The following is a 24,200-nucleotide window of genomic DNA, read 5'->3' on the forward strand; positions in this document are numbered from 1 at the left end:
AGCGGTCGGAAGGAAGGGAACAGCTCGTGTCAGGTTCACGGCCGGCCGCGCGTCGAACGAACATCGCGGCTGCTCAGGGCGTATTGCACAGCGTTGACGCCGAGGAACGGATCGCATGGGTTTCAAAGGCGCTGTGTCGGACCACTGACCCCGACGAACTGTTTGTTCGGGGGGCCGCCCAGCGCAAGGCGGCGGTGATCTGCCGCCACTGCCCGGTGATGCAGGAGTGCGGGGCGGACGCGTTGGACAACAAAGTCGAGTTCGGGGTGTGGGGCGGGATGACCGAGCGCCAGCGCCGGGCCCTGCTCAAGCAGCATCCCGAGGTCATCTCCTGGCAGGACTTCTTCGAGAAGCGCCGCGGCCGCAGCGTCGGCTGACCGGGGTATTTTACGAACGCGTCAGGCAATCCCGGTCGCAAGCGAACTAACGGTCCTGAAAGTAACTGTTTTCATGATTACGAAACTGTTACAGCCCTAAGCGGCCCTCTTAATCGACGTCTGTTCAATATAGCACTGACTCGTGTTGAATGCGAGCTGGCTTGTGCCCAATAGGAATTCGACAGCAACGAATCGGCCGGTTTCGACCGGGGCTGGCACGTGTCAAATAGCTGCTGCGGGCGCCTAACTGGCGTGTGCCCAATAAATTGATTCGCTGAGCGGGCGTTCGCGGCGCATTGTCAGCGCCCCGCGGCGCGGGCCGCCTCGTCGCCGACGGGGTTCGGATGCGTCGGCTTCTCAGCGCCCCGCTGCGCGGGCCGCCTCGTCGCCGACGGCGGTGATCTGATCGGCCAGTGCCCGCAGCGCGTCCAGGTCCGAGACGTCGAACGGCAGCGACGGAACCCCGACGACCGGCACGTGCGGGTGGGCCCCGGTGAAGCGCGAGAGCAGCCTGATTTCCCGCTTGGCGGTCTGCGCCCGGTCGGCATGGATCTTCAGCACGGCGGAAGCCAGCTCGGCGGCCTCGGAATCGGACGCGTCCAGCGTCTCGCTGCCGTCGATCGCCCGCTCGACCGGCAGGGCGCACAGCGTCGGGTGGGTGCGGTTCAGCACCAGCCCCGCGAGCGGCATGCCCTCCTGTGACAGCCGGTCGACGAAGAAGGCCGCCTCGCGCAGCGCGTCGGGTTCGGCGGCCGACACCACGACGAACTGGGTGCCGCGCCGCTTCAAGAGCGAGTAGGTGCGGTCGGCCTTTTCCCGCCAACCGCCGAAGGTCGATTCCAGTGACTGCACGAATGAACCGATGTCGCTGAGCAATTGCGAGCCCATGATCGTGGACATGCCCTTCATCGCCAAACCCATTGCGCCGGTGACCAATCGGCCGATGCCGCGGCCGGGTGCGAGCAGCAGCCGCCACAGCCGGCTGTCCATGAAGCTGCCCAACCGTTTCGGCGCATCCAGGAAGTCCAGCGCGTTGCGCGACGGCGGGGTGTCCACCACGATGAGGTCCCAGCGGTCCTGGCTCAGCAATTGGCCGAGCTTCTCCATCGCCATGTACTCCTGCGTACCGGCAAGCGACGTGGCGACCGTCTGGTAGAACTGGTTGTTCAGCAACGCCTCTGCCCGCTCGGGGCCGGAGTACTGCATCACCATCTCGTCGAAGGTGCGGCGCATGTCGAGCATCATGGCGTGTAGCTCGCCCGGGATTTCGGGCGCCAAGGGCACCCGCTGCGGGGTGTTGCCAAGGTCGTTGACCCCGAGCGCCTGTGCCAGCCGCTTGGCCGGGTCGATCGTCAAAACGCAGACGTTGCGGCCATATTCGGCCGCGCGCATCGCCATTGCGGCCGCGGTAGTCGTCTTGCCCACTCCGCCGGCGCCGCAGCACACCACCACTCGGTTGGATCGGTCGGCCAGAATAGCCGCCATGTCAAGGGTTTTCGGCGTGGCGCTCATCGGACCCCCTGCTGCGCAAGGGTTTCCGACAGCTCATACAGGCTGCCGAGGTCGACCCCGTCGGAAATCGCCGGTAGTTCCAGCCGTGGAACCTTCAACGCGTCGAGTTGCTGCGCCGTCTCCGCGCGTGCGGCGATCCGGGTTGCGTGCTGAATCGTTTCGGTCAGCAGGCCCGCGAAATCGGCGTCGCTGAGCTTGATTCCGGCCATCTCCAGCCCGGCCCGCACGGAGTCCGCGTCCACGTCCCCCTCGGCGGCCTTCGCCAGATCTCGCGGCTCGAGGAACGAGGGGATGTTGCGGTTCACGATCACGCTGCCGATCGGCAGTTCCATCTCGGCTAGCTCCTCGATGGCTTCGAGCGTTTCCTGCACCGGCAGCGCCTCCAGCAGCGTGACCAAATGGATGGCGGTCTGATCGGAGTGCAGCAGCTTCACCACACCCTCGGATTGCGAGTACACCGGCCCGCCCTTGGCCAGGTCGGCCACCGCCTTGGTGACGTCGAGAAAACGCGCGATGCGGCCCGTCGGCGGCGCATCGACGACCACCGCGTCATAGACCGGGTTCTTGGCCCCCTTGTCGAGGCGCACCACCGACTCCTTGATCTTGCCGGTGAGCAGCACGTCGCGCAGGCCCGGCGCGATCGTCGTCGCGAACTCGATGGCGCCGATGCGGCGCATCGCGCGGCCCGCGATGCCCAGGTTGTAGAACATGTCCAGGTATTCCAGGAACGCGGCCTCGATGTCGATCGCCAGCGCGTTGACCTGCCCGCCGCGCTCGGCGGTGGCGATCTTGAGCTCCTCATAGGGCAGCGGCGGGACGTCGAAAAGTTGCGCAATCCCTTGTCGGCCTTCGACTTCGACGAGCAGGACCTTACGGCCGCCCGACGCAAGCGTCAGGGCGAGCGCGGCCGCGACCGTCGACTTACCCGTCCCGCCTTTGCCGGTCACGAAATGCAGGCGCGCCTTCGACAGGCGCGCGGGCCAACCGACGGAACTACCGCCGTTAGGAGTGGATGCCACCTTCGCATGCTAGCCCGACCCCCGCACCGGCCTTGGGCTGGCCAGAGCCGTTGACGGCCGACCGATAAGCTCGCGTCATGAGCCAACCCACCGCATGGGAATACGTCACGGTCCCGCTGCTGACGCACGCCACCAAACAGATCCTCGACCAGTGGGGCGCCGACGGCTGGGAGTTGGTGTCGGTACTGCCTGGGCCCACCGGCGAGCAGCACGTCGCGTACCTGAAGCGCCCCAAGTAGAGATGAGCGCGTCCGCCCGGCTTGGGCAGCTCGGCCTCACGCTGCCGGAGGTGGTTGCGCCGCTGGCGTCGTACGTTCCCGCCGTGCGGACCGGCAACCTGGTCTACACGTCGGGCCAGCTGCCGATGGAGGGCGGCAAGCTCCCGCGGACCGGAAAGGTCGGCGCCGCGGTCAGCCCCGAGGACGCCAAGTCGCTCGCGCGGATGTGCGCGCTCAACGCGCTGGCCGCGGTGCATTCGCTGGTCGGGATCGACACCGTCGCGCGGGTGGTCAAGGTGGTCGGGTTCGTCGCCTCCGCTCCGGGTTTCAACGGCCAGCCGAGCGTCATCAACGGGGCCTCCGACCTGCTCGGCGAGGTGTTCGGCGACCAAGGAGCCCACGCCCGGTCGGCGGTCGGCGTCTCCGAGCTGCCGCTGGATGCGCCGGTGGAGGTCGAGCTGATCGTGGAGGTCGGCTGACGGCCGTGACCGAGACCGCGGAGCCGCTGACCCATCCCGCATACGGCATGTTGCGGGCGGTCACCGACACTGCCTCGGTCCTGTTGGCCGACAACCCCGGCCTGCTGACGCTGGAGGGCACCAACACCTGGGTGCTGCGCGGTCCCCGCAGTGACGAGCTGGTCATCGTGGATCCGGGCCCCGACGACGACGGGCACATCGCCCGGATCGCCGCGCTGGGCCGCGTCGCGCTGGTCCTGATCAGCCACCGACACCCTGACCACACCGACGGCATCGACAAGCTGGTCGAGCTGACCGGGGCGACGGTCCGGTCCGCGGGCAGCGGGTTCCTGCGCGGCCTCGGCGGTCACCTCACCGACGGCGAGGTCATCGACGCCGCCGGCCTCAAGATCAAGGTCATGGCGACACCCGGCCACACCGCCGACTCGCTGTCGTTCCTGCTCGATGACGCCGTGCTGACCGCGGACACCGTGCTGGGCCGCGGCACCACCGTCATCGACAAGGAGGACGGCAGCCTCGCCGACTACCTGGAATCGCTGCGCCGGCTACGCGGTTTAGGCCAGCGCACGGTGCTGCCGGGACACGGACCGCAGCTGGCCGACCTGGAATCCGTCGCGTCCGGCTACCTGACGCACCGGCACGAACGTCTGGAGCAGGTGCGCGCCGCGCTGTGGGATCTCGGTAACGAGGCCACCACCCGCGAGATCGTCGAATACGTCTATGCCGACGTCGACGAGAAGCTCTGGGACGCGGCCGAATGGTCGGTGCAGGCGCAACTGGACTACCTGCGTCGGGACTGACCCGCTGAGATGCCCGCGCGCCTACCGGGCGCGGCGGGCGAGCCGCTCGGAATCCGAGATCAGCACGCTCTTGCCCTCGAGGCGGATCCAGCCGCGGTGGGCGAAATCGGCCAGGGCCTTGTTGACGGTTTCCCGCGAGGCGCCCACCAGCTGGGCGATCTCCTCTTGCGTGAGGTCGTGGGTGACCCGCATCGCGCCGCCCTCCTGGGTGCCGAAACGCTGGGCCAGCTGCAGCAGCTGCTTGGCCACCCGGCCGGGCACATCGGTGAAGATCAGGTCGGCGAGGTTGTTGTTGGTCCGCCGCAGCCGCCGGGCGAGTACCCGCAGCAGTTGCTCGGCGATTTCCGGGCGGTCCGCGATCCACGCCCGCAGCGCGTCGCGGTCCATCGACACCGCTCGAACCTCGGTGATGGTGGTCGCGCTGGAAGTCCGCGGCCCCGGGTCGAAGATCGACAATTCGCCGAACATGTCCGACGGGCCCATGATCGTCAGCAGATTCTCACGCCCGTCCGGCGAACGCCGGCCGATTTTGACCTTCCCTGAAACGATGATGTACAGCCGGTCGCCCGGTTCCCCCTCGGCGAAAACCGTGTGCCCGCGCGGAAAGTCGACGGGTTGCAATTGCTTGGTCAGCGCGGTGACCGCGCCGGGCTCAACCCCTTGGAAGATTCCTGCTCTTGCCAGGATCTCGTCCACCGTTGCCTCTTCAGCTTCCAATTGTGATACGGGCAGGCCAACCCTGCTCGTGTGACGTAAGTCTAGAGGTAGGCCAATTGTGTCCAACGTGCCACGCTACACACGATTGACGTGTCTAGTCCCCCCAAATTGCGGATTGACATGCGAATGGGCCCGTATCCGCGTCGGTAGACCCGCCTCGTCGTGGTCGCCGAGGGCGGTGGCAAACACCGGCTTGGCGTGACGCGGTCCGATCGCCGGGCGCGCCGGCGGTGCATCCACCGCCTGCAGGGCCTGGCGCCGATGTAGGTATTCCAGCGCTTCGGGCATGCCTTCGCGGGCCAGCGTGTGCACGTCGACGGCCTCCGCATACTCGAGGAATTCGTCGACATCGGTGACCGAGACGTGGTCGTGGGCCAGCTCCGATTCCAGCCGCCCCAGACCGAACGTCACGAGCATCAACAGCCCGGGAACGCACGCCACCAGCAACCATGACACAAGGAGAGTAAACATGGCTTAGGTCTCAGCCAGATCACGAAATCAGTACTCTGTCGTAGGTGACAGCGGCAAAGGCATCCGGGCGCTCGAAGTCAACGCCAGCCGCTTCAGACGATGTCGTCAACGATCGCTGGTCGAAAGAAACGCGAGCCGGGCTGGTGCGACGGGCGCGGCGGATGAATCGCGCACTGGCGCAAGCGTTTCCAGACGCCCACTGCGAGCTGGACTTTACGACGCCGCTGGAGCTGACGGTGGCCACCATCCTCTCGGCGCAGAGCACCGACAAGCGGGTCAACTTGACCACTCCCGCTTTGTTCAAGCGTTACCGCTCCGCGCTGGACTATGCGCAAGCCGACCGCGCCGAGCTGGAAAACCTCATCCATCCCACCGGTTTCTTCCGGAACAAGGCGTCGTCGCTGATCGGGCTGGGGCAGTCCCTGGTCGAGCGGTTCGACGGCGAGGTCCCGTCGACCATGGCCGAGCTGGTCACCCTGCCCGGCGTGGGCCGCAAGACCGCCAACGTCATCCTGGGCAACGCCTTCGACGTCCCGGGCATCACCGTCGACACCCATTTCTCGCGGTTGGTGCACCGGTGGCGCTGGACCGTCGAGAAGGATCCGGTCAAGATCGAGCACGCGGTGGGCGAGCTGATCGAACGCCGCGAGTGGACCATGCTCAGCCACCGCGTCATCTTCCACGGCCGCCGGGTGTGCCACGCCCGCAAGCCGGCGTGCGGTGCCTGCATCCTCGCCAAGGACTGCCCGTCCTTCGGGCTGGGCCCCACCGAACCGCTGCTCGCCGCGCCCCTCGTCCAGGGCCCGGAAACCGAGCACCTGCTGGCCCTGGTGGGGCTGTAGTACCGGGGCGCGCGACGTTGACCCGGACAACCCGGTGGACCATCGCGATCCTGGCGGTGGTGGCGGCGCTGGTCGCGGCGCTGGTGGCCCAGCTGCACGACAACTCGGCACCGACCGCGACGACCCAGGCGCCCGCCCCCCGCGAGCACCGCGACGCCGACACACCCGCCGCGCTCGCGGGTCCGCGCGAGCGCGCCAACCTGTCGCCGTGCCCAGCTGCCGGCGGGGGTCCCGGCCCGGCGGCGCTGCGCGGCGTGACGGTGGAATGCGCCGCCGACGGGTCGGCCGTCGACGTCGCCCGCGCGCTGGCCGGGCACCGGGTGGTCCTCAATCTCTGGGCGTATTGGTGTGCGCCGTGCGCGGCCGAACTTCCCGCGATGGCCGAGTATCAGCGCCGGGTCGGGTCGGACGTGATGGTGGTGACCGTCCACCAGGACGAGAACGAGATGGCCGCGTTACTGCGGTTGGCGGAGTTGGGTGTTCGGCTGCCGACCCTGCAGGACGGCCGTCGTCGGGTCGCGGCCGCGCTGCGTGTGGTAAATGTGATGCCTGCGACGGTCGTCCTCCGGCCGGACGGTAGCGTTGCGCAGATGCTGCCGCGGTCTTTCGCCAGTGCCGACGAGATCGCAGCCGCCGTCGGAAACGACGCGGGATAGGCAGATTGACTGGACCGAGGGAGGCGCCCGTGGGTTCTGGGGGCCTTCCCCGCTCGCGGGGGACCACTCCGCTGATGCCCGACTTGTCGCCGCCCTGGTTGCGTCCGCTGGTGGACAACGTCGGCCAGATCCCCGAGGCATACCGGCACCGGTTGCCGGCCGGCGTGCTGGCGATGGTGACCGCGTCCAAGGCCGCGGCATCGATGGCGTCGTTACTGGGCGATGACCGCGAGGCGGCCGTGCTGGTGTTGTTCTCGGGTTCCGAGTCCGGCACGGCCGACGGCGGTGTGCCCGACGACGCCGATCTGCTGCTGACGGTGCGGGCCTCGACGTTGCGCCACCACGCGGGCCAGGCGGCCTTTCCCGGCGGCGCCTCCGATCCCGGCGACGACGGCCCGGTGGCCACCGCGCTGCGCGAGGCGAAGGAGGAAACCGGGATCGACGTCGGCCGGCTGCATCCACTGGCCACGATGGAACGGACGTTCATCGCGCCGTCCCGGTTCCACGTCGTGCCCGTGTTGGCGTACTCGCCGGACCCGGGGCCCGTCGCCGTCGTCGACGAGACCGAAACGGCGATCGTGTCGCGGGTTCCGGTGCGCGCCTTCATCAATCCGGACAACCGGCTGATGGTGTACCGCGGCAACCTGGGCCGCCGCTGGGCCGGCCCGGCGTTCCTGTTGAACCAGATGCTGGTGTGGGGCTTTACCGGCCAGGTGATTTCCGCGGTGCTGGATGTCGCGGGCTGGGCCCGGCCCTGGGACACCACCAACATCTTGGAGCTGGACGAGGCGATGGTGCTGGTCGGCGACGGGGGCGGCGCCCGATGAACATGAACTCGATGACCCCGTCGCAGTGGCTGGACATCGCCGTGCTGGCGGTCGCTTTCATCGCGGCGATTTCCGGCTGGCGCTCGGGGGCGCTGGGGTCCCTGCTGTCGTTTGTCGGCGTGTTGCTCGGGGCCATCGCGGGCGTGCTGCTGGCGCCCCACATCGTCAGCCACATCGCCGCGCCCCGCGCCAAGCTGTTCACCGCGCTGTTCCTGATCCTCGCGCTGGTCGTCGTCGGCGAGGTCGCCGGCGTGGTGCTGGGACGGGCCGTCCGCGGCGCGATCCACAGCCGCGCAATCCGAACCGTCGACTCGGTCATCGGCGTGGGCGTCCAGCTGGTGGTGGTGCTGACCGCGGCGTGGCTGCTGGCCACACCGCTGACCCAGTCCAAGGACCAGCCCGAACTGGCCGCCGCGGTCCGGGGTTCGCGGGTGCTGGCGCAGGTCAACGAGGTCGCGCCGCCCTGGCTCAAGACGGTGCCCAAGCGCCTCTCGGCGCTGTTGAACACCTCGGGGCTGCCCGCGGTGCTCGAGCCGTTCAGCCGCACCCCGGTGATTCCGGTCGCGTCGCCCGACCCCGCCCTGGCCACCAACCCGGTGGTGACGACCGCCGCGCCGAGCGTGGTGAAGGTGCGCAGCCTCGCGCCGAGCTGCCAAAAGGTGTTGGAGGGCAGCGGATTCGTGATCGCGCCCGACCGGGTGATGACCAACGCGCACGTGGTGGCCGGGTCCAACAGCGTCCAGATCTACGCCAGCGGCAACCCCCTCGACGCCACCGTGGTGTCCTACGACCCGTCGGTCGACATCGCGATCCTCGCCGTCCCGAACCTGCCGGCGGCGCCGTTGGCCTTCGCGCAGGGCGAGGCCAAGAGCGGCGAAAGCGTTGTGGTGCTGGGCTATCCGGGCGGCGGCAACTTCACCGCGACGCCGGCCAGGATCCGCGAGGCGATCAGGCTCAGCGGTCCGGACATCTACCGGGATCCGGCGCCGGTCACCCGCGACGTCTACACCATCAGAGCCAGTGTGGAGCAAGGTAATTCGGGTGGCCCGCTGATCGACCTCAACGGTCACGTGCTCGGTGTGGTGTTCGGCGCCGCGGTCGACGACCCCGACACCGGGTTCGTGTTGACCGCCGACGAGGTGTCCAGTCAGCTCTCCAAGATCGGCGACACCCAGCAGGTCGCCACCGGGTCCTGCGTCAGCTGACGGGGTCCCCGTACACCTGCTCGAAGAACTTCATCAGGTGCCGGTTGATTTCCTCCGGCGCCTCTTCGTGGCTGAAATGCCCTGCGCCGGTGATGGATACGTAGCGGCCGTGGGCCGCGTAGCGTCGGGTGCGGTCCACCGGGTCGGCAAGCACGTAGGGATCGGCGTCGCCGCGCAGGTGCAGCAGCGGCATGCCGAGCTGCTGCGACATCGATTTCATGAACCGCCGGCCTTCTCCGCGCAGCTGGCTGCGCACGGCCCAGCGCTGGTATTCCAGCGCGGAGTGCGCGGCCGCCGGGATCCGAATGGCCGTCCGCAGGTGCCGGACGCTCTGTGAAAAATCCTCGGAGGCAACCCATTTGGGGCAGCTTCGGCTCCGGACCAGCCGCTCGATCTCCGCGGCGTTGTGCCGGGTCAGCAGCCGCTCCGGCCAGATGGGCAGCTGGTAGGCCAGCAACGTCGGCAGCAGCGCGTAGCCCTGGTCGCGCCGCGTCAACGTGGATCGGCGCAGGGCCGCCGGGTGCGGTGAGCTGATCAGCGCGATGGCGCGCACCAGCCGTGAATGCAGCAGGGCGGTGGCCCAGCAGGCCAGCCCGCCGTCGGCGTGGCCGACCAGCGTCGCCGACGAGTGCCCCAGCGCGCGAATCAGCCCGGCGGTGTCACCGGCGAGCGTCCAGCCGTCGTAGCCGCGGGGCGGCTTGTCGCTGCCGCCGTAGCCGCGCAGGTCGACCGCCACCACGCGCGCGCCGGTCAGCCCGCGCAGCTGATGCCGCCAGGACCACCAGAACGACCCGAACCCGTGCAGCAGCATCACCAGCGGCCGCGCGGTGGCCGGCTGCGCGGGCGGAACGCCGTCACCCTGCCCGTCGGGCAGGGCTTCGACGACGTGGAACCGGATGCCGTTGGCGTGCACGTCCAGGTGGCGCCACGGCCCGTCGATGCGGGTGACCGACGGATCTGGTGCGGGCATCTACCAACCCGAGGGATCCGCGGGTTTTTCGTGCCTGCCGCCGCCGGACCCGGCGAGTTCCTTCGCGCCGGTGGCGGGCTTGTCGTGTTGGCCGGGGGTCAGCGCGGTGCGCGTCTCCTTGACCGATTCGATGGTCTGCCGCGGGCCGCGGATGCGCCGGACCTTCAGGAAGCCCAGCAATCCCAGGATGGCGCCGACGACCACCATGATCCCGAACACGATCAGGAACGCCACCCAGCGCCACAGCCATTCGTCGAGCAGCTCGGCCAGGAAGAAAAAGAAGAAGAACGTGGAGTAGAACAGCACCACCAGCGCGGCGATGAAGTAAACGCTGCCGGTCAGGCCCTTCTTGACGTCCCGGGTGATCTCCGACCGGGCGAGTTCGACCTCGGCGCGGACCAGGGTGGACATCTGAGCTGTGGCGTCTTTGATCAGGTCGCCGATCGACGGCTCGGCCGGCCTGGCGTGCGGGTCGGCCAACGGAATCGTGGTCAGCGTGCTGGGCACGCCGTTATTGCGATCGTCTTTGCTCACGGACCGTCCTCTCGGTTCTCTCGTCGCGGTTCATGTTGCCATGCGGCGCGGTGCCGGACGAGGCCAGCTGAGAGGGCCCAGGGACCGCGGAGCGCGGCGCGCGGACAGCGAAGCCACCGCCGCGATGACGGCCCCGTCGATCCCCTTGAGCGGGAAAGGAATATGGAGGGGCGCACGATTGCGCCATCGTCGCTGGCGAATCCGCCATCCTGGCCGACTAGACTGACCAGGCCGCTCAGGATGTCCGACCGCTCGATGGGGGTATTGCATTGCAGACGGCCTACCGTTGCTACAAGGCGGCGATGGTGGCCGTGCTGGTGGCCCTGATGAGCGTCTCCGCCAGGGCGGGCGCCGACGACCGGGTGCCGATGGGCGGCGGGGCCGGAATTGTCATCAACGGGGACACGATGTGCACCCTGACGACGATCGGCACCGATGCCGCCGGGGAGCTGATCGGCTTCACCTCGGCGCACTGCGGCGGCCCGGGCGCGCAGGTCGCGGCCGAGGCCGCCCAGGATCGGGGCCCGCTGGGCGTGATGGTCGCGGGCAACGACAATTTGGACTACGCGGTGATCAAGTTCGATCCGGCCAAGGTGGCGCCGGTGTCCAACTACAACGGCTTCGTGATCAGCGGCATCGGCCCGGACCCGACGTTCGGGCAGGTCGCCTGCAAGCAGGGCCGCACGACCGGCAATTCCTGCGGGGTCACCTGGGGGCCGGGCCAGGACCCGGGCACCATCGTGATGCAGGTGTGCGGGCAACCCGGGGACTCCGGGGCGCCGGTGACCGTCAACAACCTGCTGGTCGGCATGATTCACGGGGCGTTCAGCGACAACCTGCCGTCGTGCATCATCAAATACATCCCGCTGCACACCCCGGCGGTGGTGATGTCGATCAACGCCGACCTCGCCGACATCAACGCCAAGCACCGCGCCGGCGCGGGGTTCGTGCCGCTGCCGGGCTGAGTGGGCCTTCCTACTTCGCGCTCCGGATCGCGTCGAACACACCGGGATCGAGCAGCGTCGAGGTGTCACCCAACTCGCGGTTTTCGGCGACGTCGCGCAGCAGCCGGCGCATGATCTTGCCGCTGCGCGTCTTGGGCAGTTCGGGCACCACGTGTATCTCCCGCGGCTTCGCGATGGGCGAGATCTCCTTGGCCACCTCGGCGCGCAGCTCTTCGACGATGCCGTCATGCACCTGGTACTCGGCGCACAAGACGACGAACGCGCAGACGGCCTGGCCGGTGGTCTCGTCGGCCTTCGCGACCACCGCGGCCTCGGCCACTCCGTGGTGGCCGACGAGCGCCGACTCCAATTCGGCGCTCGAGAGCCGGTGCCCCGACACGTTCATCACGTCGTCGATGCGGCCCACCACCCAGATGGCGCCGTCGCGGTCGTAATAGGCGCTGTCGCCGGCGAAGTACCAGCCCTGCTCGGCGAACCGGGACCAATAGGTCTCGACATAGCGCTCCGGATCGCCCCAGATGCCGCGCAGCATCGAGGGCCACGGCTGGTCCAGGACCAGGTAGCCGCTGACATGCTCGCCGTGATGGATGGTCGGCGTCAGTTGTTCGCCGTGGTCATCGACGATGCTCGCGGAGATGCCGGGCAACGCCCTCATCGCCGAACCCGGTTTGGCCGCAGTGACTCCGGGCAGCGGGGAGATCATCGCGGCGCCCGTTTCGGTCTGCCACCAGGTGTCCACGATCGGGAGGCTGTCGGCGCCGATCACGGTGCGGTACCAGCGCCACGCCTCGGGGTTGATCGGCTCGCCCACCGTTCCCAGCACTCGCAGGCTGGACAGGTCGTGCGCGTCGGGGATCTCGCGGCCCCACTTCATGAAGGTGCGGATGAGCGTGGGCGCGGTGTAATAGATTGTCACGCCGTGCTTTTCGATGATCTCGAAATGCCGGTGCTGGGTCGGCGAGTCGGGCGTGCCCTCGTAGAGCACCTCGGTGACCCCGTTGGACAGCGGACCGTAGACGCCGTAGCTGTGTCCGGTCACCCAGCCGATGTCGGCGGTGCACCAATAGACATCGGTTTCGGGCTTGATGTCGAAGACGTAGTAGTGCGTGTATGAGCACTGGGTCAGATAGCCGCCGCTGGTGTGGACGATGCCCTTGGGCTTGCCGGTGGTTCCCGAGGTGTACAGCAGGAACAGCGGCTGCTCGGCGTCGAAGGGCTGCGGGGTGTGTTCGGGCGATGCCGAGTCGACCACGTCGTGCCACCACAGGTCGCGGTCGTCGTTCCAGGACACGTCAATTCCGGTGCGCCGCACCACGAGAACGCGCTCGACGGGGCTGTCGGGATCCGAGACGGCCTCGTCGGCCGCCTCCTTGAGCGGGGCCGGCTTGCCGCGGCGGAACTGCCCGTCGGTGGTGATCACCAGCTTGGCCTGCGCGTCGGCGATCCGGGCCCGCAGCGCCTTGGCGGTGAAACCGGCGAACACCACGCTGTGCATGACGCCCAGCCGGGCGCAGGCGAGCATCGCGATGACGGCCTCGGGAATCAAGGGCATGTAGATGGCGACGCGGTCGCCGGCGACCAGACCGAGGTCGGTCAGCGCGTTGGCCGCCTTGCACACCTCGGCCTGCAGGTCGGCGTAGGTCAGGCTGCGGCTGTCGCCGGGTTCGCCCTCCCAGTGAATCGCGACGCGATCCCCGAGGCCGGCCTCCACATGGCGGTCCACGCAGTTGTAGGCGACGTTGAGCTTCCCGTCGGCGAACCATTTGGCGAAGGGCGCCTCCGACCAGTCCAAGACCTGGGTGAACGGCGTCGACCAGGACAGCCGCTTGGCCTGCTCGGCCCAAAACTCCAGCCGGTCCCGGTCGGCCTCGCGGTACAGATCCTCACCCGCGTTGGCCTGCTCGGCGAACTGCGCCGACGGCGGATACGACGTCGGGCCCTCGGTGTGGGTGGCGGTCACTGGTTTCCTCCTAGCGTCGAGGCGCGTCAACCGTCAGTGAGCCTAGACCTCTCAGGTGAAAAGCCGTTGCCCGATCCGGGGTCAATCACGCCCGCATGCCGCATAATCACCGATGTGCCGGGACCACGGGCGCGCCGGGTGGCGCTCAGCTTCGCCGCGGCCGCAACGGCTTACGCGGCGACGGGGATGCAGGGACCGCGCGCGTGGGCCGAGCCGTCCGACGCCGTCGGCCAGCCGACGCCCTGCTGGTCGGAACAGGTCGCCGTCAGCGCAGCCCCGACGCAGGCCGCGGTGGGCCATCGCGGCGTGACGCTGCTGTTCGCCCTGGCCGGCGGTGCGGACCCGTGCACGCTGACCGGTTACCCCGGTGTCGACTCGGGCAGCGGCGGGCCGCTCATTCACGCCCAGCAGACGCCGCGGGGGTACCTGGGCGGGCTGCCGTCCGGCGTCGACGTCCCGCCGACCGTCACGCTGTCGCTGTCGACTCAGGGGCAGGCGGTCGTGGAGGGTATGGCCGTCGACGCCGACGGCAACCCGTGCCCCGGCTACACCGACCTGGCCGTCAGCCCGCCGGCCATCATGGAGGTGTTCACGGTGCCGGCGACCATCGAGGCCTGCCGGCTGGAGGTCCATCCCGTCACCGCGGGCTGATCGCGCTTAGGCGCCGGCGCGGGCCAGGCAGTAGACGCGCGGTGGGGCCGGGTAGGCGATGGCCTTGTCGCCGGGCGCGCATCGGGTGGTGTCCGTGCTGCCGTCGATGCGCTGGACGACCCTGTCCAGTGACGGCTGGGGTTCGCCGCAGTCATCGGGCCGCAGCGTCAGGTTTTCCGATCCGTTGGTCAGTTGGTAGCAGTGGCCCTGCCGGAGGTTGAGCGCGAAGCACAGGATGGCGGAGTCGTCGGTGTAGCGGCTGTAGACGGAGTTGTCGCGTTTGCCGTCCGGGCATGCCGCCGAGGGGGCACCCTTGAACGCCAGTTGGTAGGTATTAGCCGGGTTGGCGCAATCGTTGGCCGGACTCGAACTGAAAGACCGTGCGAGAAACGCGTTTTGGTCGATGCACTGGCCCACTGGCATGGACTTGTCGGTGTCGAACAGGCTCCGCTTGTTCAGTCGCACGAGATTTCCCGCGATGCCCAGCGCGCCCAGGGTGAGCAGTACGGCGCCGACGACGACCAGCGTCGTGGCCCACCTTGTGGGTCGGGGCTGCGGCGAACCCGGTGGGCCGGTGGTGACCGCCCGCGCGTTGCGCAGGCGCAACCCGATGATCAGACAGGCCACCCCGATGATCGGAACGCCGAAGATCGCCGCCAGATACCCGACCTGAACGCCGACTTCGTGCGAGGTCACAGCGCCATCCTAGCGGCGACGCGCGTCCCGTTCGGTCGGCGGCGCCGTAGGCCTTAGGGTCGCTGGCATGCGTCGGATGCTTGCCGCGCTGGCCGTCCTGACCGCCGGGATGCTGGCGGCCGGGACGCTGGCCGGCTGCGGAGGCGGCATGCTCAGCCCCGATCTGGTGGTGGTCAACAGCGGGGAGCCACCGAACCCGTTGATTCCGACCGGCACCAACGACAGCCTGGGCGGGCGGATCCTCGATCGACTGTTCGCCGGCCTGGTCTCCTACGACGCGGACGGCCAGCCTGCGCCGGAGGTGGCGCAGTCGATCGAGACCGCCGACAACGTCAACTACCGGATCCTGCTCAAACCGGACTGGAAGTTCACCGACGGCTCACCGGTGACGGCCCACTCGTTCGTCGACGCGTGGAACTACGGGGCACTGAGCACCAATGCCCAACTGCAACAGGACTTTTTCAGCCCGATCGACGGGTTCGACGAGGTCTCCGGTGCTGAGCCAAAGCGCACCAGCATGTCCGGGCTGCGGGTGGTCAACGATCTCGAGTTCACCGTGCGGCTCAAGGCGCCCACCGTCGACTTCACGCTGCGGCTGGGCCATAGCGCGTTCTATCCGCTGCCGGACAAGGCATTTCGGGACATGGCAGCGTTCGGCCGTAACCCGGTCGGCGACGGCCCGTACCAGCTTTCCGATGGACCCGACGGGCCGGCCTGGGAACACAACGTGAAGATCGACCTGAGGCCAAACCCGGGCTACCACGGCAACCGCAAGCCGCACAACAAGGGCCTGAGGTTCGAGTTCTACGGCAACCTGGACACCGCCTACGCGGACCTGCTGTCCGGCAATCTCGATGTCCTGGACACGATTCCGTCGAGCGCGCTGACGATCTACAAGCGTGACCTGGGCGGCAACTTCGCCAGCGGTCCGGTCGCGGTGAGCCAGTCGCTCGACACGCCGCTGCGGTTGCCGCATTTCGGTGGTGAGGAGGGCCGGCTGCGCCGGCTGGCGTTGTCCGCGGCAATCAACCGTCCGCAGATCTGTCAGCAGATCTTCAACGGAACCCGCAGCCCGGCGCGCGATTTCACCGCCCGGTCCCTGCCGGGGTTTGACCCGAACATCCCGGGCAACGACGCGTTGGACTTCAACCCCGACCGGGCCCGGCAGCTCTGGGCGCAGGCCAACGCGATCGCACCGTGGAGCGGCCGCTACCTGATCGCCTACAACGCCGACAGCGGCCACCAGGAGTGGGTGGACGCGGTCGCCAACAGCATCAAGAACGTGCTGGGCATCGACGCCGCCGGCGCACCGCACCCCACCTTCGCGGGATACCGCACCCTGATCACCAACCGCAAGATCGACACCGCGTTCCGTGCGGGCTGGATCGGGGACTATCCGTCGATGATCGAGTTCCTCGCCCCGCTGTACGCGACCGGTGCCGGATCCAACGACGTCGGATACTCCAGCCCGGAGTTCGACGCCGCGCTGGCCGCCGCCGAGGCCGCGCCCAGCCTGCCGGATGCGGACGTGCTGGCTAACGCCGCACAGCGAATCCTGCTGCACGACATGCCTGCCGTGCCGCTCTGGTATTACATCGCCGTGGTGGGATGGTCGTCGTCAGTGCGCGGCGTCACGGTGACGTGGAACGGGCTGCCCGACTACGAGAACATCGTCAAGGCCTGAAATGGGTTGGTACATCGCGCGCCGAATCGCCGTCATGGTGCCGGTTTTCCTCGGCGCCACGCTGCTGATCTACGGCATGGTCTTCCTCTTGCCGGGTGACCCGGTGGCCGCGATCGCCGGGGATCGGCCGCTGACGCCCGCGGTGGCCGCCGCGCTGCGCGCCCGTTATCACCTCGACGATCCCTTCCTGGTCCAGTACGTGCGCTACCTGGGCGGCATCTTTCGCGGCGACCTGGGGCGCGCCTATTCCGGCCTGCCGGTCAGTTCGGTTCTGGCACACGCCTTTCCGGTGACCATCCGGCTGGCGCTGATCGCCCTGGTGGTGGAGGCGGTGCTGGGGATCGGGTTCGGTGTGATCGCGGGCCTGCGCCAGGGGGGCATCTTCGACGCCACGGTCCTCATCACCGGGCTGATCATCATCGCGATCCCAATTTTCGTGCTGGGCTTTCTGGCGCAGTTCGTGTTCGGCGTGCGGTTGGGGATCGCGCCGGTCACCGTCGGCGAACGGGCCACACTCAGCCGACTGCTATTGCCCGGGATCGTGTTGGGCGCCGTGTCATTCGCCTATGTGGTGCGGTTGACCCGTTCCTCGGTGGCCGCAAACGCGCACGCGGACTACGTCCGTACCGCCACCGCCAAGGGGTTGTCGCGGCCGCGGGTGGTGACGGTGCACATCTTGCGAAACTCGCTGATCCCGGTGGTGACTTTCCTCGGCGCGGACCTCGGCGCGCTGATGGGCGGGGCCATTGTGACCGAGGGCATCTTCAACATCCACGGCGTCGGCGGTGTGCTGTACCAGGCGGTCACCCGGCAGGAGGCGCCGACGGTGGTGTCGATCGTGACGGTGCTGGTGGGAATCTATCTGGTCACCAATCTGCTGGTGGACCTGCTGTACGCGGCCCTGGACCCCCGGATCCGCTATGGCTGAGCACTCGGGTTTCTGGGGCGAGACCTGGCGCAAGCTGCGCCGGCGGCCAAAGTTCTTCGCCGCCGGTGCGCTGATCCTGTTCGTCGTTGTCGTGGCGGCGTTTCCGACGTTGTTCACCGGCGTCGATCCCAGCTATGCCGATCCCGCCCAGAGCTTGCTCGGGCCGTCGTCGGCGCACTGGTTCGGCACGGATCTGCAGGGCCACGACATCTACGCGCGCACCGTCTACGGGGCGCGGGCCTCGGTGTCCGTCGGGCTGGGCGCCACGCTGGTGGTATTCGTCGTCGGGGGGGCGGTGGGCGCGCTGGCCGGCTTCTACGGCGGCTGGGTCGACGCAGTGGTCTCCCGGGTCACCGACGTGTTCTTCGGTTTGCCGCTGCTGCTGGCCGCCATCGTGCTGATGCAGGTCCTGCACCACCGCACGGTGTGGACGGTGATCGCCATCCTGGCCCTGTTCGGCTGGCCGCAGGTGGCCAGGATCGCCCGCGGTGCGGTGCTCGAGGTTCGCGCTAGTGACTACGTGCTGGCCGCGAAAGCGTTGGGGGCGAGCAGGTTTCAGATCTTGCTGCGCCACGCGGTGCCCAACGCGCTGGGCCCGGTGATCGCCGTGGGGACCATCGCCCTGGGCATCTTCATCGTCACCGAGGCGACGCTGTCCTACCTCGGGGTGGGGCTGCCGACGACCGTCGTGTCGTGGGGCGGCGACATCAACCTGGCACAGAGCCGGCTGCGCGCGGGCTCGCCCATCCTGTTCTATCCGGCCGGCGCGCTGGCGATCACGGTGCTCGCGTTCATGATGATGGGCGACGCGCTGCGCGACGCCCTGGACCCGTCGTCGCGGGCGTACCGCGCATGAGCACCCAAGGCGCGCCGCTGCTGTCGGTGGAGAGCCTGGAGGTCAGATTCGGCGCGAACCCCCCCGCGGTGTGCGGCGTGGACCTGACCGTGCTGCGCGGACAGACCGTCGCGGTGGTCGGCGAGTCGGGATCCGGGAAATCCACCACGGCCGCCGCGATCCTCGGGCTATTGCCGCCCGGCGGCCGAATCTCGGCCGGCCGCATCGTGTTCGACGGGCGCGACATCACCGGCGCCGACAGCAGGCAGCTGCGGTCGATCAGGGGCCGCGAAATCGGCTATGTGCCCCAGGACCCGATGACCAACCTCAACCCGGTCTGGAACGTGGGATTCCAGATCCGAGAAGCGTTGCGCGCGAACACCGATACCCGCGAGTCGCGACGGCGCGCCGTCGAGCTGCTGGCCGAGGCGGGCATGCCGGAGCCGGCCAAACAGGCCGGCCGCTATCCCCACCAGCTGTCCGGCGGCATGTGCCAGCGCGCGCTGATCGCGATCGGGTTGGCGGGACGGCCAAAGCTGCTCATCGCCGACGAACCGACGTCGGCGCTCGACGTCACCGTGCAGCGGCAGGTGCTCGACCATCTGCAGGGGCTCACCGAGCGACTCGGCACCGCGCTGCTGCTGATCACCCACGACCTGGCGCTCGCCGCCGAGCGGGCCGAGTCGGTGATCGTCGTCCATCGCGGTGCGGTGGTGGAATCCGGTGCCGCGCAAGCCATCCTGTCCGAACCGCGCCACGAGTACACCCGGCGGCTGGTGGCCGCCGCCCCGTCACTGGGACCCGGCCCGTCCCGGGCCCCCACGCTCGCCCCGGCGGAGCCCGCCGAGGACATCCTCGTCGTGTCGGAGCTGACCAAGGCCTACCGGGAGTCGCGCGGGGCGCCCTGGCGGCGCGCCGAGTTCCGCGCCGTCGACGCCGTGTCGTTTCGGGTGCGCCGCGCGAGCACCCTGGCGATCGCGGGCGAGTCGGGTTCGGGCAAGTCGACGCTGGCGCGGATGGTGTTGGGTCTGCTGCGACCCACGTCGGGCACGGTGGTCTTCGACGGCACCCGGATCGACGACGGGTTGCGCCGGGACGAGGCGCTGGCGTTTCGCCGGCGGGTGCAGCCGGTGTTCCAAAACCCTTACAGCAGCCTCGATCCCATGTATTCGGTATTCCGCGCCATCGAGGAGCCGCTGCGCATCCACCGCGTGGGCGATCGCAAGCAGCGCGAGCGGGCGGTGCGCGAGCTCGTCGACCACGTCGCGCTGCCGTCGTCGGTGTTGCGCCGCCTGCCCCGCGAACTTTCGGGCGGCCAGCGGCAGCGGGTGGCGATCGCCCGGGCGCTCGCGCTGCGGCCCGAGGTGCTGGTGTGCGACGAGGCCGTCTCGGCGCTCGACGTCCTCGTGCAGGCGCAGGTACTGGACCTGCTGGCCCGGCTGCAGGTCGAACTGGGCCTGACCTACTTGTTCATCAGCCACGACCTGGCGGTGCTTCGTCAGATCGCCGACGACGTCCTGGTCATGCGGGCCGGCCGGGTGGTGGAGCGGGCACCCACCGAAGAGCTGTTCACGCGGCCCGGCCACGAGTACACCCGCCGGTTGCTGGAGGCCATCCCGCGCCCGTCCGGGCCTTCCCGATAGGTTGGCAAGCTGTGACGGCTGACCCCCTGGCCCCGCTGCTGGAGCTCCCCGGCGTCGCCGAGGCCAGCGACCGGGCCCGCGAGGCGCTGGGCCGCGCCCATCGCCACCCGGCCAATCTGCGGCGCTGGACGGTGACCGCCGCCGAAGCCGCGTTGCGGGCGGCGCGCGCCTCCTCGGTCCTCGACGGCGGTCCGGTGCGGCTGGACGATTTGGAGGACGCCGCGCAGGTGAGCGAGCCGGTGTTCGGCGGAGCGCTGCGGGTGGCCCAGGCGCTGGAGGGCGGGGGAGGGCCGCTGATCGGGATATGGCAGCGAGCGCCGCTGCAGGCGCTGGCCCGTCTGCACGTGCTCGCGGCGGCCGACCAGGTCGACGACGAGCGGCTCGGGCGCCCGCGGGCAGACGCCGACGTCGGGCCGCGGCTGGAGTTGCTGGCGGGGTTGGTGACCGGCCGCACGTCCGCGCCGGCGCCGGTGGTGGCCGCCGTCGCGCACGGAGAGCTGCTGACGCTCAAGCCGTTCGGCAGCGCCGACGGGGTGGTGGCCCGGGCGGTCTCGCGACTGGTGACAATCGCCAGCGGGCTGGACCCGCACGGGCTGGGCGTGCCCGAGGTGAGTTGGATGCGGCAGCCGGCGGACTACCGCGACGCCGCGCGCGGCTTCGCCGACGGCACCCCGGACGGTGTCGGCGCCTGGCTGGTGCTGTGTTGCCGGGCGCTGCAGGCCGGCGCGCAGGAGGCGCTGTCGATCGCCGAATCGCTGCAGAATCGGTAGCCGGCGGGCGCCAAAATCGGCGTGCGGGAATTTGTTTCACAAATGTAAAGCGGGCGACGTCCCGAATTATTCGGTCCGCCGCCCGCTAGCACGGAGCTCGGTTACCAAGCGTGCATTTCTGGGCTGCGTGGGTTGGCCTCGGCGATCTTGCGATGTTTCCTGCTGCAACCCCACCCAAAGGGCCGTCGATGCTTTCCACTTTTCGCAATTACGCAGGCCCGCAACACTTCTGCCATTATCGCGGCTATGACTCCGCGTGGGTGCCGGGTTCCGTGCTGGGCGCCCGGTTCGGGAGAACGATCCTTCTCTTCCGGATCGACCTTGGCCTCATCGGGCTTCCGTGATTCCTTTGTACTACTAGTACCCCTAGCACATCAAGGCCTAAATGCGATGCAAAAATCTATTGCGCGAATTGCATGTTTGCTGCGCGGCTAAAAGGCGAACCGGCGCAGCAAAGAGTACGTGACCGCGCCGGCGGCGAGCGCCGTGACACCCACCGCGGCGGTGGTCGCGATGGCGGCGCCCGACGGCGCCGGGATCCGGTCGCGCAGCGACACCGGGCGGGAAAACATCAGCACGGGCCAGCCGCGCTCGGTGGCTTCTTTGCGCAAGGCGCGGTCGGGATTGACCACGCTGGGGTGGCCGACGGTCTCGAGCATCGGCAGGTCGGTGATCGAGTCCGAGTAGGCGTAGCAGTGTTCCAGCGGGTAGCCCTCGCGGGCCGCCAGCTCGCGGATCGCTTGCACCTTGCCTTCGCCGTAGCAGTAGAACGCGATCTCGCCGGTGTACCTGCCGTCGTCGACGACCATCCGGGTCGCCATCGCGTGCGTGGCGCCGAGCGCCCGGGCGATGGGCGCCACGATCTCTTCCCCGGACGCCGAGACCACGACGACGTCGCGGCCGCAGAGTTTGTGGGCCGCGATGAGGTCCGCGGCTTCCGCGAACACCAGCGGGGTCACGATGTCGTGCAGCGTCTCGTTGACGATCGACTTCACCTGTTCGACGTCCCAGCCGGCGACCATGTTCGTCATGTGGATGCGCATCCGGTCCATCTGGTCATGATCAGCGCCGGAGAGCAGATAGATGAACTGCGCGTAGCTGGACTTGAGCACGGCGCGGCGGTTGAGCAGTCCCTGGTTGAAGAAGGGTTTGCTGAAAGCGAGCGTGCTGGACTTGGCGATGATGGTTTTGTCCAGGTCGAAGAAGGCGGCAGTGCGCGCGCGAGGAGCGGTGGTTGCAGGTGTTTCCGGTGAGGTTTGCTGCCGCGCGGCCGAGTCGGAGACGGTCACCGATCCAGCATAGGTCGGCGATCCGGCGGCGCCCCGCCGTTGGGCCCAAAACGGCCGCTCATGACGGGCCCAAGAACATACCGTCGGTATTTTTGCGGCTCAACGCACCTTTCCTGAGAACAACTACTTGCGTTAGTCCGGACTGTCATGTGTATAGTAAGCATTACTCGGCCTGAGCCGAGGGTGCATCAGCCCGACCCCCCGGGGCTGATACACGACGACCCTCGCCTCCTCCCCCCCTGGCGGGGGTCGTCCCTTATCTGGGGTAAGTTTTCCCGCCACCATCGGGCGTCGATCCACCGGCCGCCGGGCGTTGCGGGAAGGAGTCCCGAGCGCCGCGCCTGAGCTCCCGGGCGACGCGTTTGTACACACTGGCGTCTCTATCCACAAATCCGGCTTTGGGACTGGTGTGCCAAGGTCACGGCCCCGCAAGGTGGGTTGGTGACGAGCACCATCCGCCCGAAAGCGGCGGATTCTTCGGGCGTGCTGGCGGCGCTGGCGGACGGGAGGCTGCGCGACGAACTGGACCGGGTGGCCGCCGCGGTCGGGGTCCGGGTGGTGCACGCCGGTGGGTCCGCGGTGGGTCGCAAGGCATGGTCGGCGGCCGCGGCGGTGGTGCTGGACGAGGCCGCGGCGGACCGGTGCGGGCGGGCGGCGCTGCCGAGGCGCGCCCGCGTGAGCGTCCTGACGATGGCCGAACCCGCGACGTCGACTTGGGCGGCGGCCGTCGCGATCGGCGCCGAACGCGTGCTGAGGCTGCCCGACGGCGAGCGCGAACTGATCCGCGAGCTCGCCGAGGCCGGCGAGGCCGCCCGCGACGACGGCCCGCGCGGTGACGTCGTCGCCGTCATCGGGGGTTGCGGCGGGGCCGGCGCGTCGGTGCTCGCGGTCGCCGTGGCCCAGGCCGCCGGCGACGCCCTGCTGGTGGACCTCGACCCGTGGGGCGGCGGCATCGATTTGCTCGTGGGCGGCGAGAGTGCACCCGGTGTGCGCTGGCCCGACCTGGCGCTGCAGGGCGGGCGGCTCAACTGGCCGGCCGTGCGCGAGGCGCTGCCCAGACACGCCGGAGTCAACGTGCTGTCCGGCACTCGACGCGGATACGAGTTGGGCGGCGCGGCGGTGGACGCGGTTGTCGATGCCGGGCGCCGCGGTGGCGTCACCGTGGTCTGCGATCTTCCCCGCCGCCTCACCGATGCGACGCACGCCGCGCTGGACGCCGCCGACCTCGTCGTCGTGGTCACCCGCTGCGACGTGCGGGCGTGCGCGGCGACGGCGGCTATGGGCCCGGCGCTCGCCGCGACCAATCCCAATCTCGGGTTGGTCGTGCGGGGCCCGTCGCCAGGCGGATTGCGGGCGGCCGAGGTCGCCGACGTCGCCGGCCTGCCGCTGCTCGCGTCGATAAAGGCCGAGCCGCACCTGGCCCGGCAGCTGGAGCGCGGCGGCCTGCGGGTGGGCCGGCGCGGTCCGCTCACCGCGGCGGCGCGCCGGGTGCTCGCCGTCCTGCCCGCGGGGCGGAAGGGCCGGGCGGCATGACCGGGTCGCTGATCGAGCGGGTGCGCGAGCGGCTGGCGGCCGAGTCCGTCCCGCTGCGACCCGCCGTGGTGGCCGCCGCGATCCGGGCCGAGTCCGGCGGGATGCTCGGCGACACCGAGGTCCTGGCCAACCTGCGGGTGCTGGAAACCGAGCTGACCGGCGCCGGCATCCTCGAACCGCTGTTGTGCGCGGACGGCACCACCGACGTCTTGGTCACCGCGCCCGACGCGGTCTGGGTCGACGACGGAAACGGCCTGCGGCGCAGCGGCATTCGTTTCGCCGACGAAGCGGCGGTGCGGCGCCTGGCGCAACGCCTGGCGCTCGCCGCGGGTCGGCGCCTCGACGACGCGCAGCCCTGGGTGGACGGTCAGCTGAGCGGCATCGGCGCCGGAGGGTTCGCGGTGCGGCTGCACGCGGTGCTGCCTCCCGTCGCGGTCGGCGGCACCTGCCTGTCGCTGCGCGTGTTGCGGCCGGCCACCCAGGATTTGGCTTCCCTGACCGCGGCCGGCGCGATCGATCCGCGGGCCGCCGCGCTGATCGGCGACATCATTGCCGCCCGGTTGGCGTTCCTGGTGAGCGGGGGCACCGGCGCGGGAAAAACCACTTTTTACCTATAACA

The 24,200-nt window shown here is 69.2% G+C and carries 25 protein-coding genes and 1 pseudogene; 17 read left to right on the forward strand and 9 right to left on the reverse strand.

What is annotated here, in order from left to right; genetic code table 11:
- Window positions 1-26 precede the first annotated feature (26 nt).
- Window positions 27-377, forward strand: coding sequence for a WhiB family transcriptional regulator (locus AC5Y7V_RS18410; RefSeq protein WP_499881476.1), 351 nt, complete (start codon window positions 27-29; stop codon window positions 375-377).
- A 357-nt stretch (window positions 378-734) separates the two neighbouring features.
- Here the strand turns inward: AC5Y7V_RS18410 and bagB are convergent, their stop codons facing one another.
- Entirely contained in the window at window positions 735-1,889 is a 1,155-nt protein-coding gene (gene bagB, locus AC5Y7V_RS18415) for an ATPase BagB (protein WP_499881477.1), read from the reverse strand.
- Entirely contained in the window at window positions 1,886-2,908 is a 1,023-nt protein-coding gene (bagA, locus tag AC5Y7V_RS18420; protein ID WP_499881478.1) for an ATPase BagA, read from the reverse strand. Before bagA ends, bagB begins: the two co-directional genes overlap by 4 nt.
- A 77-nt stretch (window positions 2,909-2,985) precedes the next feature.
- Between bagA and sp36 the strand changes: the two genes are divergently transcribed.
- From sp36 to AC5Y7V_RS18435, 3 genes are read left to right on the forward strand one after another with little or no spacing between them, the layout of a single operon-like run.
- Window positions 2,986-3,147, forward strand: coding sequence for a Sp36 family protein (sp36, locus tag AC5Y7V_RS18425; RefSeq protein ID WP_007166633.1), 162 nt, complete (start codon window positions 2,986-2,988; stop codon window positions 3,145-3,147).
- 2 nt (window positions 3,148-3,149) lie between these two features.
- Window positions 3,150-3,605, forward strand: a complete 456-nt coding sequence (locus tag AC5Y7V_RS18430) for a RidA family protein (protein ID WP_499881479.1) — start codon at window positions 3,150-3,152, stop codon at window positions 3,603-3,605.
- Window positions 3,606-3,610: 5 nt separating this feature from the next.
- Window positions 3,611-4,405 (forward strand): MBL fold metallo-hydrolase, encoded by a 795-nt coding sequence (locus tag AC5Y7V_RS18435; RefSeq protein WP_499881480.1) that lies wholly within the window; start codon window positions 3,611-3,613, stop codon window positions 4,403-4,405.
- Window positions 4,406-4,426: 21 nt separating this feature from the next.
- On the opposite strand, the gene crp is transcribed toward AC5Y7V_RS18435, so the two are convergent.
- Both crp and AC5Y7V_RS18445 read right to left on the reverse strand, forming a co-directional pair.
- A complete protein-coding gene (crp, locus tag AC5Y7V_RS18440) occupies window positions 4,427-5,101 on the reverse strand; it encodes a cAMP-activated global transcriptional regulator CRP (RefSeq protein WP_036465140.1) in 675 nt (224 codons plus the stop codon).
- A gap of 96 nt (window positions 5,102-5,197) precedes the next feature.
- On the reverse strand, window positions 5,198-5,593 hold the full coding sequence (locus AC5Y7V_RS18445) for a hypothetical protein (RefSeq protein ID WP_499881481.1): 396 nt from the start codon (window positions 5,591-5,593) through the stop codon (window positions 5,198-5,200).
- Between the two features lie 161 nt (window positions 5,594-5,754).
- Here AC5Y7V_RS18445 and nth point away from each other — a divergent pair, with 161 nt between their 5' ends.
- The 4 genes from nth (at window position 5,755) to marP (ending at window position 9,123) form a co-directional block, all read left to right on the forward strand.
- Window positions 5,755-6,435: an endonuclease III gene (gene nth / locus AC5Y7V_RS18450; RefSeq protein ID WP_499881482.1), complete on the forward strand. Its 681-nt coding sequence runs from the start codon at window positions 5,755-5,757 to the stop codon at window positions 6,433-6,435.
- Window positions 6,436-6,452: 17 nt separating this feature from the next.
- On the forward strand, window positions 6,453-7,091 hold the full coding sequence (locus AC5Y7V_RS18455) for a TlpA family protein disulfide reductase (protein ID WP_499881483.1): 639 nt from the start codon (window positions 6,453-6,455) through the stop codon (window positions 7,089-7,091).
- Window positions 7,092-7,165: 74 nt separating this feature from the next.
- Entirely contained in the window at window positions 7,166-7,918 is a 753-nt protein-coding gene (locus AC5Y7V_RS18460) for an NUDIX hydrolase (protein ID WP_499881484.1), read from the forward strand.
- Between the two features lie 11 nt (window positions 7,919-7,929).
- A complete protein-coding gene (gene marP, locus AC5Y7V_RS18465; RefSeq protein WP_499881485.1) occupies window positions 7,930-9,123 on the forward strand; it encodes an acid resistance serine protease MarP in 1,194 nt (397 codons plus the stop codon).
- Here the strand turns inward: marP and AC5Y7V_RS18470 are convergent.
- Window positions 9,116-10,093: an alpha/beta fold hydrolase gene (locus AC5Y7V_RS18470; RefSeq protein ID WP_499881486.1), complete on the reverse strand. Its 978-nt coding sequence runs from the start codon at window positions 10,091-10,093 to the stop codon at window positions 9,116-9,118. The two genes, marP and AC5Y7V_RS18470, sit on opposite strands and share 8 nt — an antisense overlap.
- Complete coding sequence (locus AC5Y7V_RS18475) at window positions 10,094-10,627, reverse strand: phage holin family protein (RefSeq protein ID WP_499881487.1); 534 nt, start codon at window positions 10,625-10,627, stop codon at window positions 10,094-10,096.
- 269 nt (window positions 10,628-10,896) lie between these two features.
- On the opposite strand from AC5Y7V_RS18475, the gene AC5Y7V_RS18480 reads away from it, so the two are divergent.
- Window positions 10,897-11,592, forward strand: a complete 696-nt coding sequence (locus AC5Y7V_RS18480) for a S1 family peptidase (protein ID WP_499881488.1) — start codon at window positions 10,897-10,899, stop codon at window positions 11,590-11,592.
- Between the two features lie 10 nt (window positions 11,593-11,602).
- On the opposite strand, the gene acs is transcribed toward AC5Y7V_RS18480, so the two are convergent.
- Window positions 11,603-13,552: an acetate--CoA ligase gene (gene acs, locus AC5Y7V_RS18485; protein ID WP_499881489.1), complete on the reverse strand. Its 1,950-nt coding sequence runs from the start codon at window positions 13,550-13,552 to the stop codon at window positions 11,603-11,605.
- Window positions 13,553-13,738: 186 nt separating this feature from the next.
- Here acs and AC5Y7V_RS18490 point away from each other — a divergent pair, with 186 nt between their 5' ends.
- The gene (locus tag AC5Y7V_RS18490) at window positions 13,739-14,203 is read left to right on the forward strand and encodes a DUF4232 domain-containing protein (RefSeq protein WP_499881780.1); all 465 of its coding nucleotides are present in this window, start codon (window positions 13,739-13,741) and stop codon (window positions 14,201-14,203) included.
- Window positions 14,204-14,209: 6 nt separating this feature from the next.
- On the opposite strand, the gene AC5Y7V_RS18495 is transcribed toward AC5Y7V_RS18490, so the two are convergent.
- Window positions 14,210-14,899: an LppU/SCO3897 family protein gene (locus AC5Y7V_RS18495; RefSeq protein ID WP_499881490.1), complete on the reverse strand. Its 690-nt coding sequence runs from the start codon at window positions 14,897-14,899 to the stop codon at window positions 14,210-14,212.
- A gap of 67 nt (window positions 14,900-14,966) precedes the next feature.
- Here AC5Y7V_RS18495 and AC5Y7V_RS18500 point away from each other — a divergent pair, with 67 nt between their 5' ends.
- The 5 genes from AC5Y7V_RS18500 to AC5Y7V_RS18520 are packed head-to-tail and all read left to right on the forward strand — an operon-like array spanning window position 14,967 to window position 20,759.
- The gene (locus tag AC5Y7V_RS18500) at window positions 14,967-16,583 is read left to right on the forward strand and encodes a peptide ABC transporter substrate-binding protein (protein ID WP_499881491.1); all 1,617 of its coding nucleotides are present in this window, start codon (window positions 14,967-14,969) and stop codon (window positions 16,581-16,583) included.
- Between the two features lies 1 nt (window position 16,584).
- Window positions 16,585-17,511, forward strand: coding sequence for an ABC transporter permease (locus AC5Y7V_RS18505; protein ID WP_499881492.1), 927 nt, complete (start codon window positions 16,585-16,587; stop codon window positions 17,509-17,511).
- Window positions 17,504-18,367 carry an ABC transporter permease gene (locus AC5Y7V_RS18510; protein ID WP_499881493.1) on the forward strand — a complete coding sequence of 288 codons (864 nt, stop codon included), beginning with the start codon at window positions 17,504-17,506 and terminating at the stop codon, window positions 18,365-18,367. Before AC5Y7V_RS18505 ends, AC5Y7V_RS18510 begins: the two co-directional genes overlap by 8 nt.
- Window positions 18,364-19,989 (forward strand): dipeptide ABC transporter ATP-binding protein, encoded by a 1,626-nt coding sequence (locus AC5Y7V_RS18515; protein WP_499881494.1) that lies wholly within the window; start codon window positions 18,364-18,366, stop codon window positions 19,987-19,989. Before AC5Y7V_RS18510 ends, AC5Y7V_RS18515 begins: the two co-directional genes overlap by 4 nt.
- An 11-nt stretch (window positions 19,990-20,000) precedes the next feature.
- Entirely contained in the window at window positions 20,001-20,759 is a 759-nt protein-coding gene (locus AC5Y7V_RS18520; RefSeq protein WP_499881495.1) for an oxidoreductase, read from the forward strand.
- A 431-nt stretch (window positions 20,760-21,190) separates the two neighbouring features.
- On the opposite strand, the gene AC5Y7V_RS18525 is transcribed toward AC5Y7V_RS18520, so the two are convergent.
- Window positions 21,191-22,048, reverse strand: coding sequence for an HAD-IB family hydrolase (locus tag AC5Y7V_RS18525; RefSeq protein ID WP_499881496.1), 858 nt, complete (start codon window positions 22,046-22,048; stop codon window positions 21,191-21,193).
- Between the two features lie 483 nt (window positions 22,049-22,531).
- Here AC5Y7V_RS18525 and ssd point away from each other — a divergent pair, with 483 nt between their 5' ends.
- Entirely contained in the window at window positions 22,532-23,581 is a 1,050-nt protein-coding gene (ssd, locus tag AC5Y7V_RS18530) for a septum site-determining protein Ssd (protein ID WP_499881781.1), read from the forward strand.
- Window positions 23,578-24,186: pseudogene (locus tag AC5Y7V_RS18535) on the forward strand (ATPase, T2SS/T4P/T4SS family); the annotation flags it as partial. The gene ssd and the pseudogene AC5Y7V_RS18535, both read left to right, overlap by 4 nt.
- Window positions 24,187-24,200: the final 14 nt, after the last annotated feature.

Source organism: Mycobacterium sp. NGS34 (assembly GCF_059812845.1).

What these genes read in the sequence shown, in the direction of transcription:
- bagB (WP_499881477.1), bottom strand. Translation starts at nt 1,889, where the DNA reads ATGAGCGCCACGCCGAAAACCCTTGACATGGCGGCTATTCTGGCCGAC.
- sp36 (WP_007166633.1), top strand. Translation starts at nt 2,986, where the DNA reads ATGAGCCAACCCACCGCATGGGAATACGTCACGGTCCCGCTGCTGACG.
- AC5Y7V_RS18430 (WP_499881479.1), top strand. Translation starts at nt 3,150, where the DNA reads ATGAGCGCGTCCGCCCGGCTTGGGCAGCTCGGCCTCACGCTGCCGGAG.
- AC5Y7V_RS18445 (WP_499881481.1), bottom strand. Translation starts at nt 5,593, where the DNA reads ATGTTTACTCTCCTTGTGTCATGGTTGCTGGTGGCGTGCGTTCCCGGG.
- nth (WP_499881482.1), top strand. Translation starts at nt 5,755, where the DNA reads ATGAATCGCGCACTGGCGCAAGCGTTTCCAGACGCCCACTGCGAGCTG.
- AC5Y7V_RS18460 (WP_499881484.1), top strand. Translation starts at nt 7,166, where the DNA reads ATGCCCGACTTGTCGCCGCCCTGGTTGCGTCCGCTGGTGGACAACGTC.
- marP (WP_499881485.1), top strand. Translation starts at nt 7,930, where the DNA reads ATGACCCCGTCGCAGTGGCTGGACATCGCCGTGCTGGCGGTCGCTTTC.
- AC5Y7V_RS18470 (WP_499881486.1), bottom strand. Translation starts at nt 10,093, where the DNA reads ATGCCCGCACCAGATCCGTCGGTCACCCGCATCGACGGGCCGTGGCGC.
- AC5Y7V_RS18490 (WP_499881780.1), top strand. Translation starts at nt 13,739, where the DNA reads ATGCAGGGACCGCGCGCGTGGGCCGAGCCGTCCGACGCCGTCGGCCAG.
- AC5Y7V_RS18500 (WP_499881491.1), top strand. Translation starts at nt 14,967, where the DNA reads ATGCGTCGGATGCTTGCCGCGCTGGCCGTCCTGACCGCCGGGATGCTG.
- AC5Y7V_RS18505 (WP_499881492.1), top strand. Translation starts at nt 16,585, where the DNA reads ATGGGTTGGTACATCGCGCGCCGAATCGCCGTCATGGTGCCGGTTTTC.
- AC5Y7V_RS18510 (WP_499881493.1), top strand. Translation starts at nt 17,504, where the DNA reads ATGGCTGAGCACTCGGGTTTCTGGGGCGAGACCTGGCGCAAGCTGCGC.
- AC5Y7V_RS18515 (WP_499881494.1), top strand. Translation starts at nt 18,364, where the DNA reads ATGAGCACCCAAGGCGCGCCGCTGCTGTCGGTGGAGAGCCTGGAGGTC.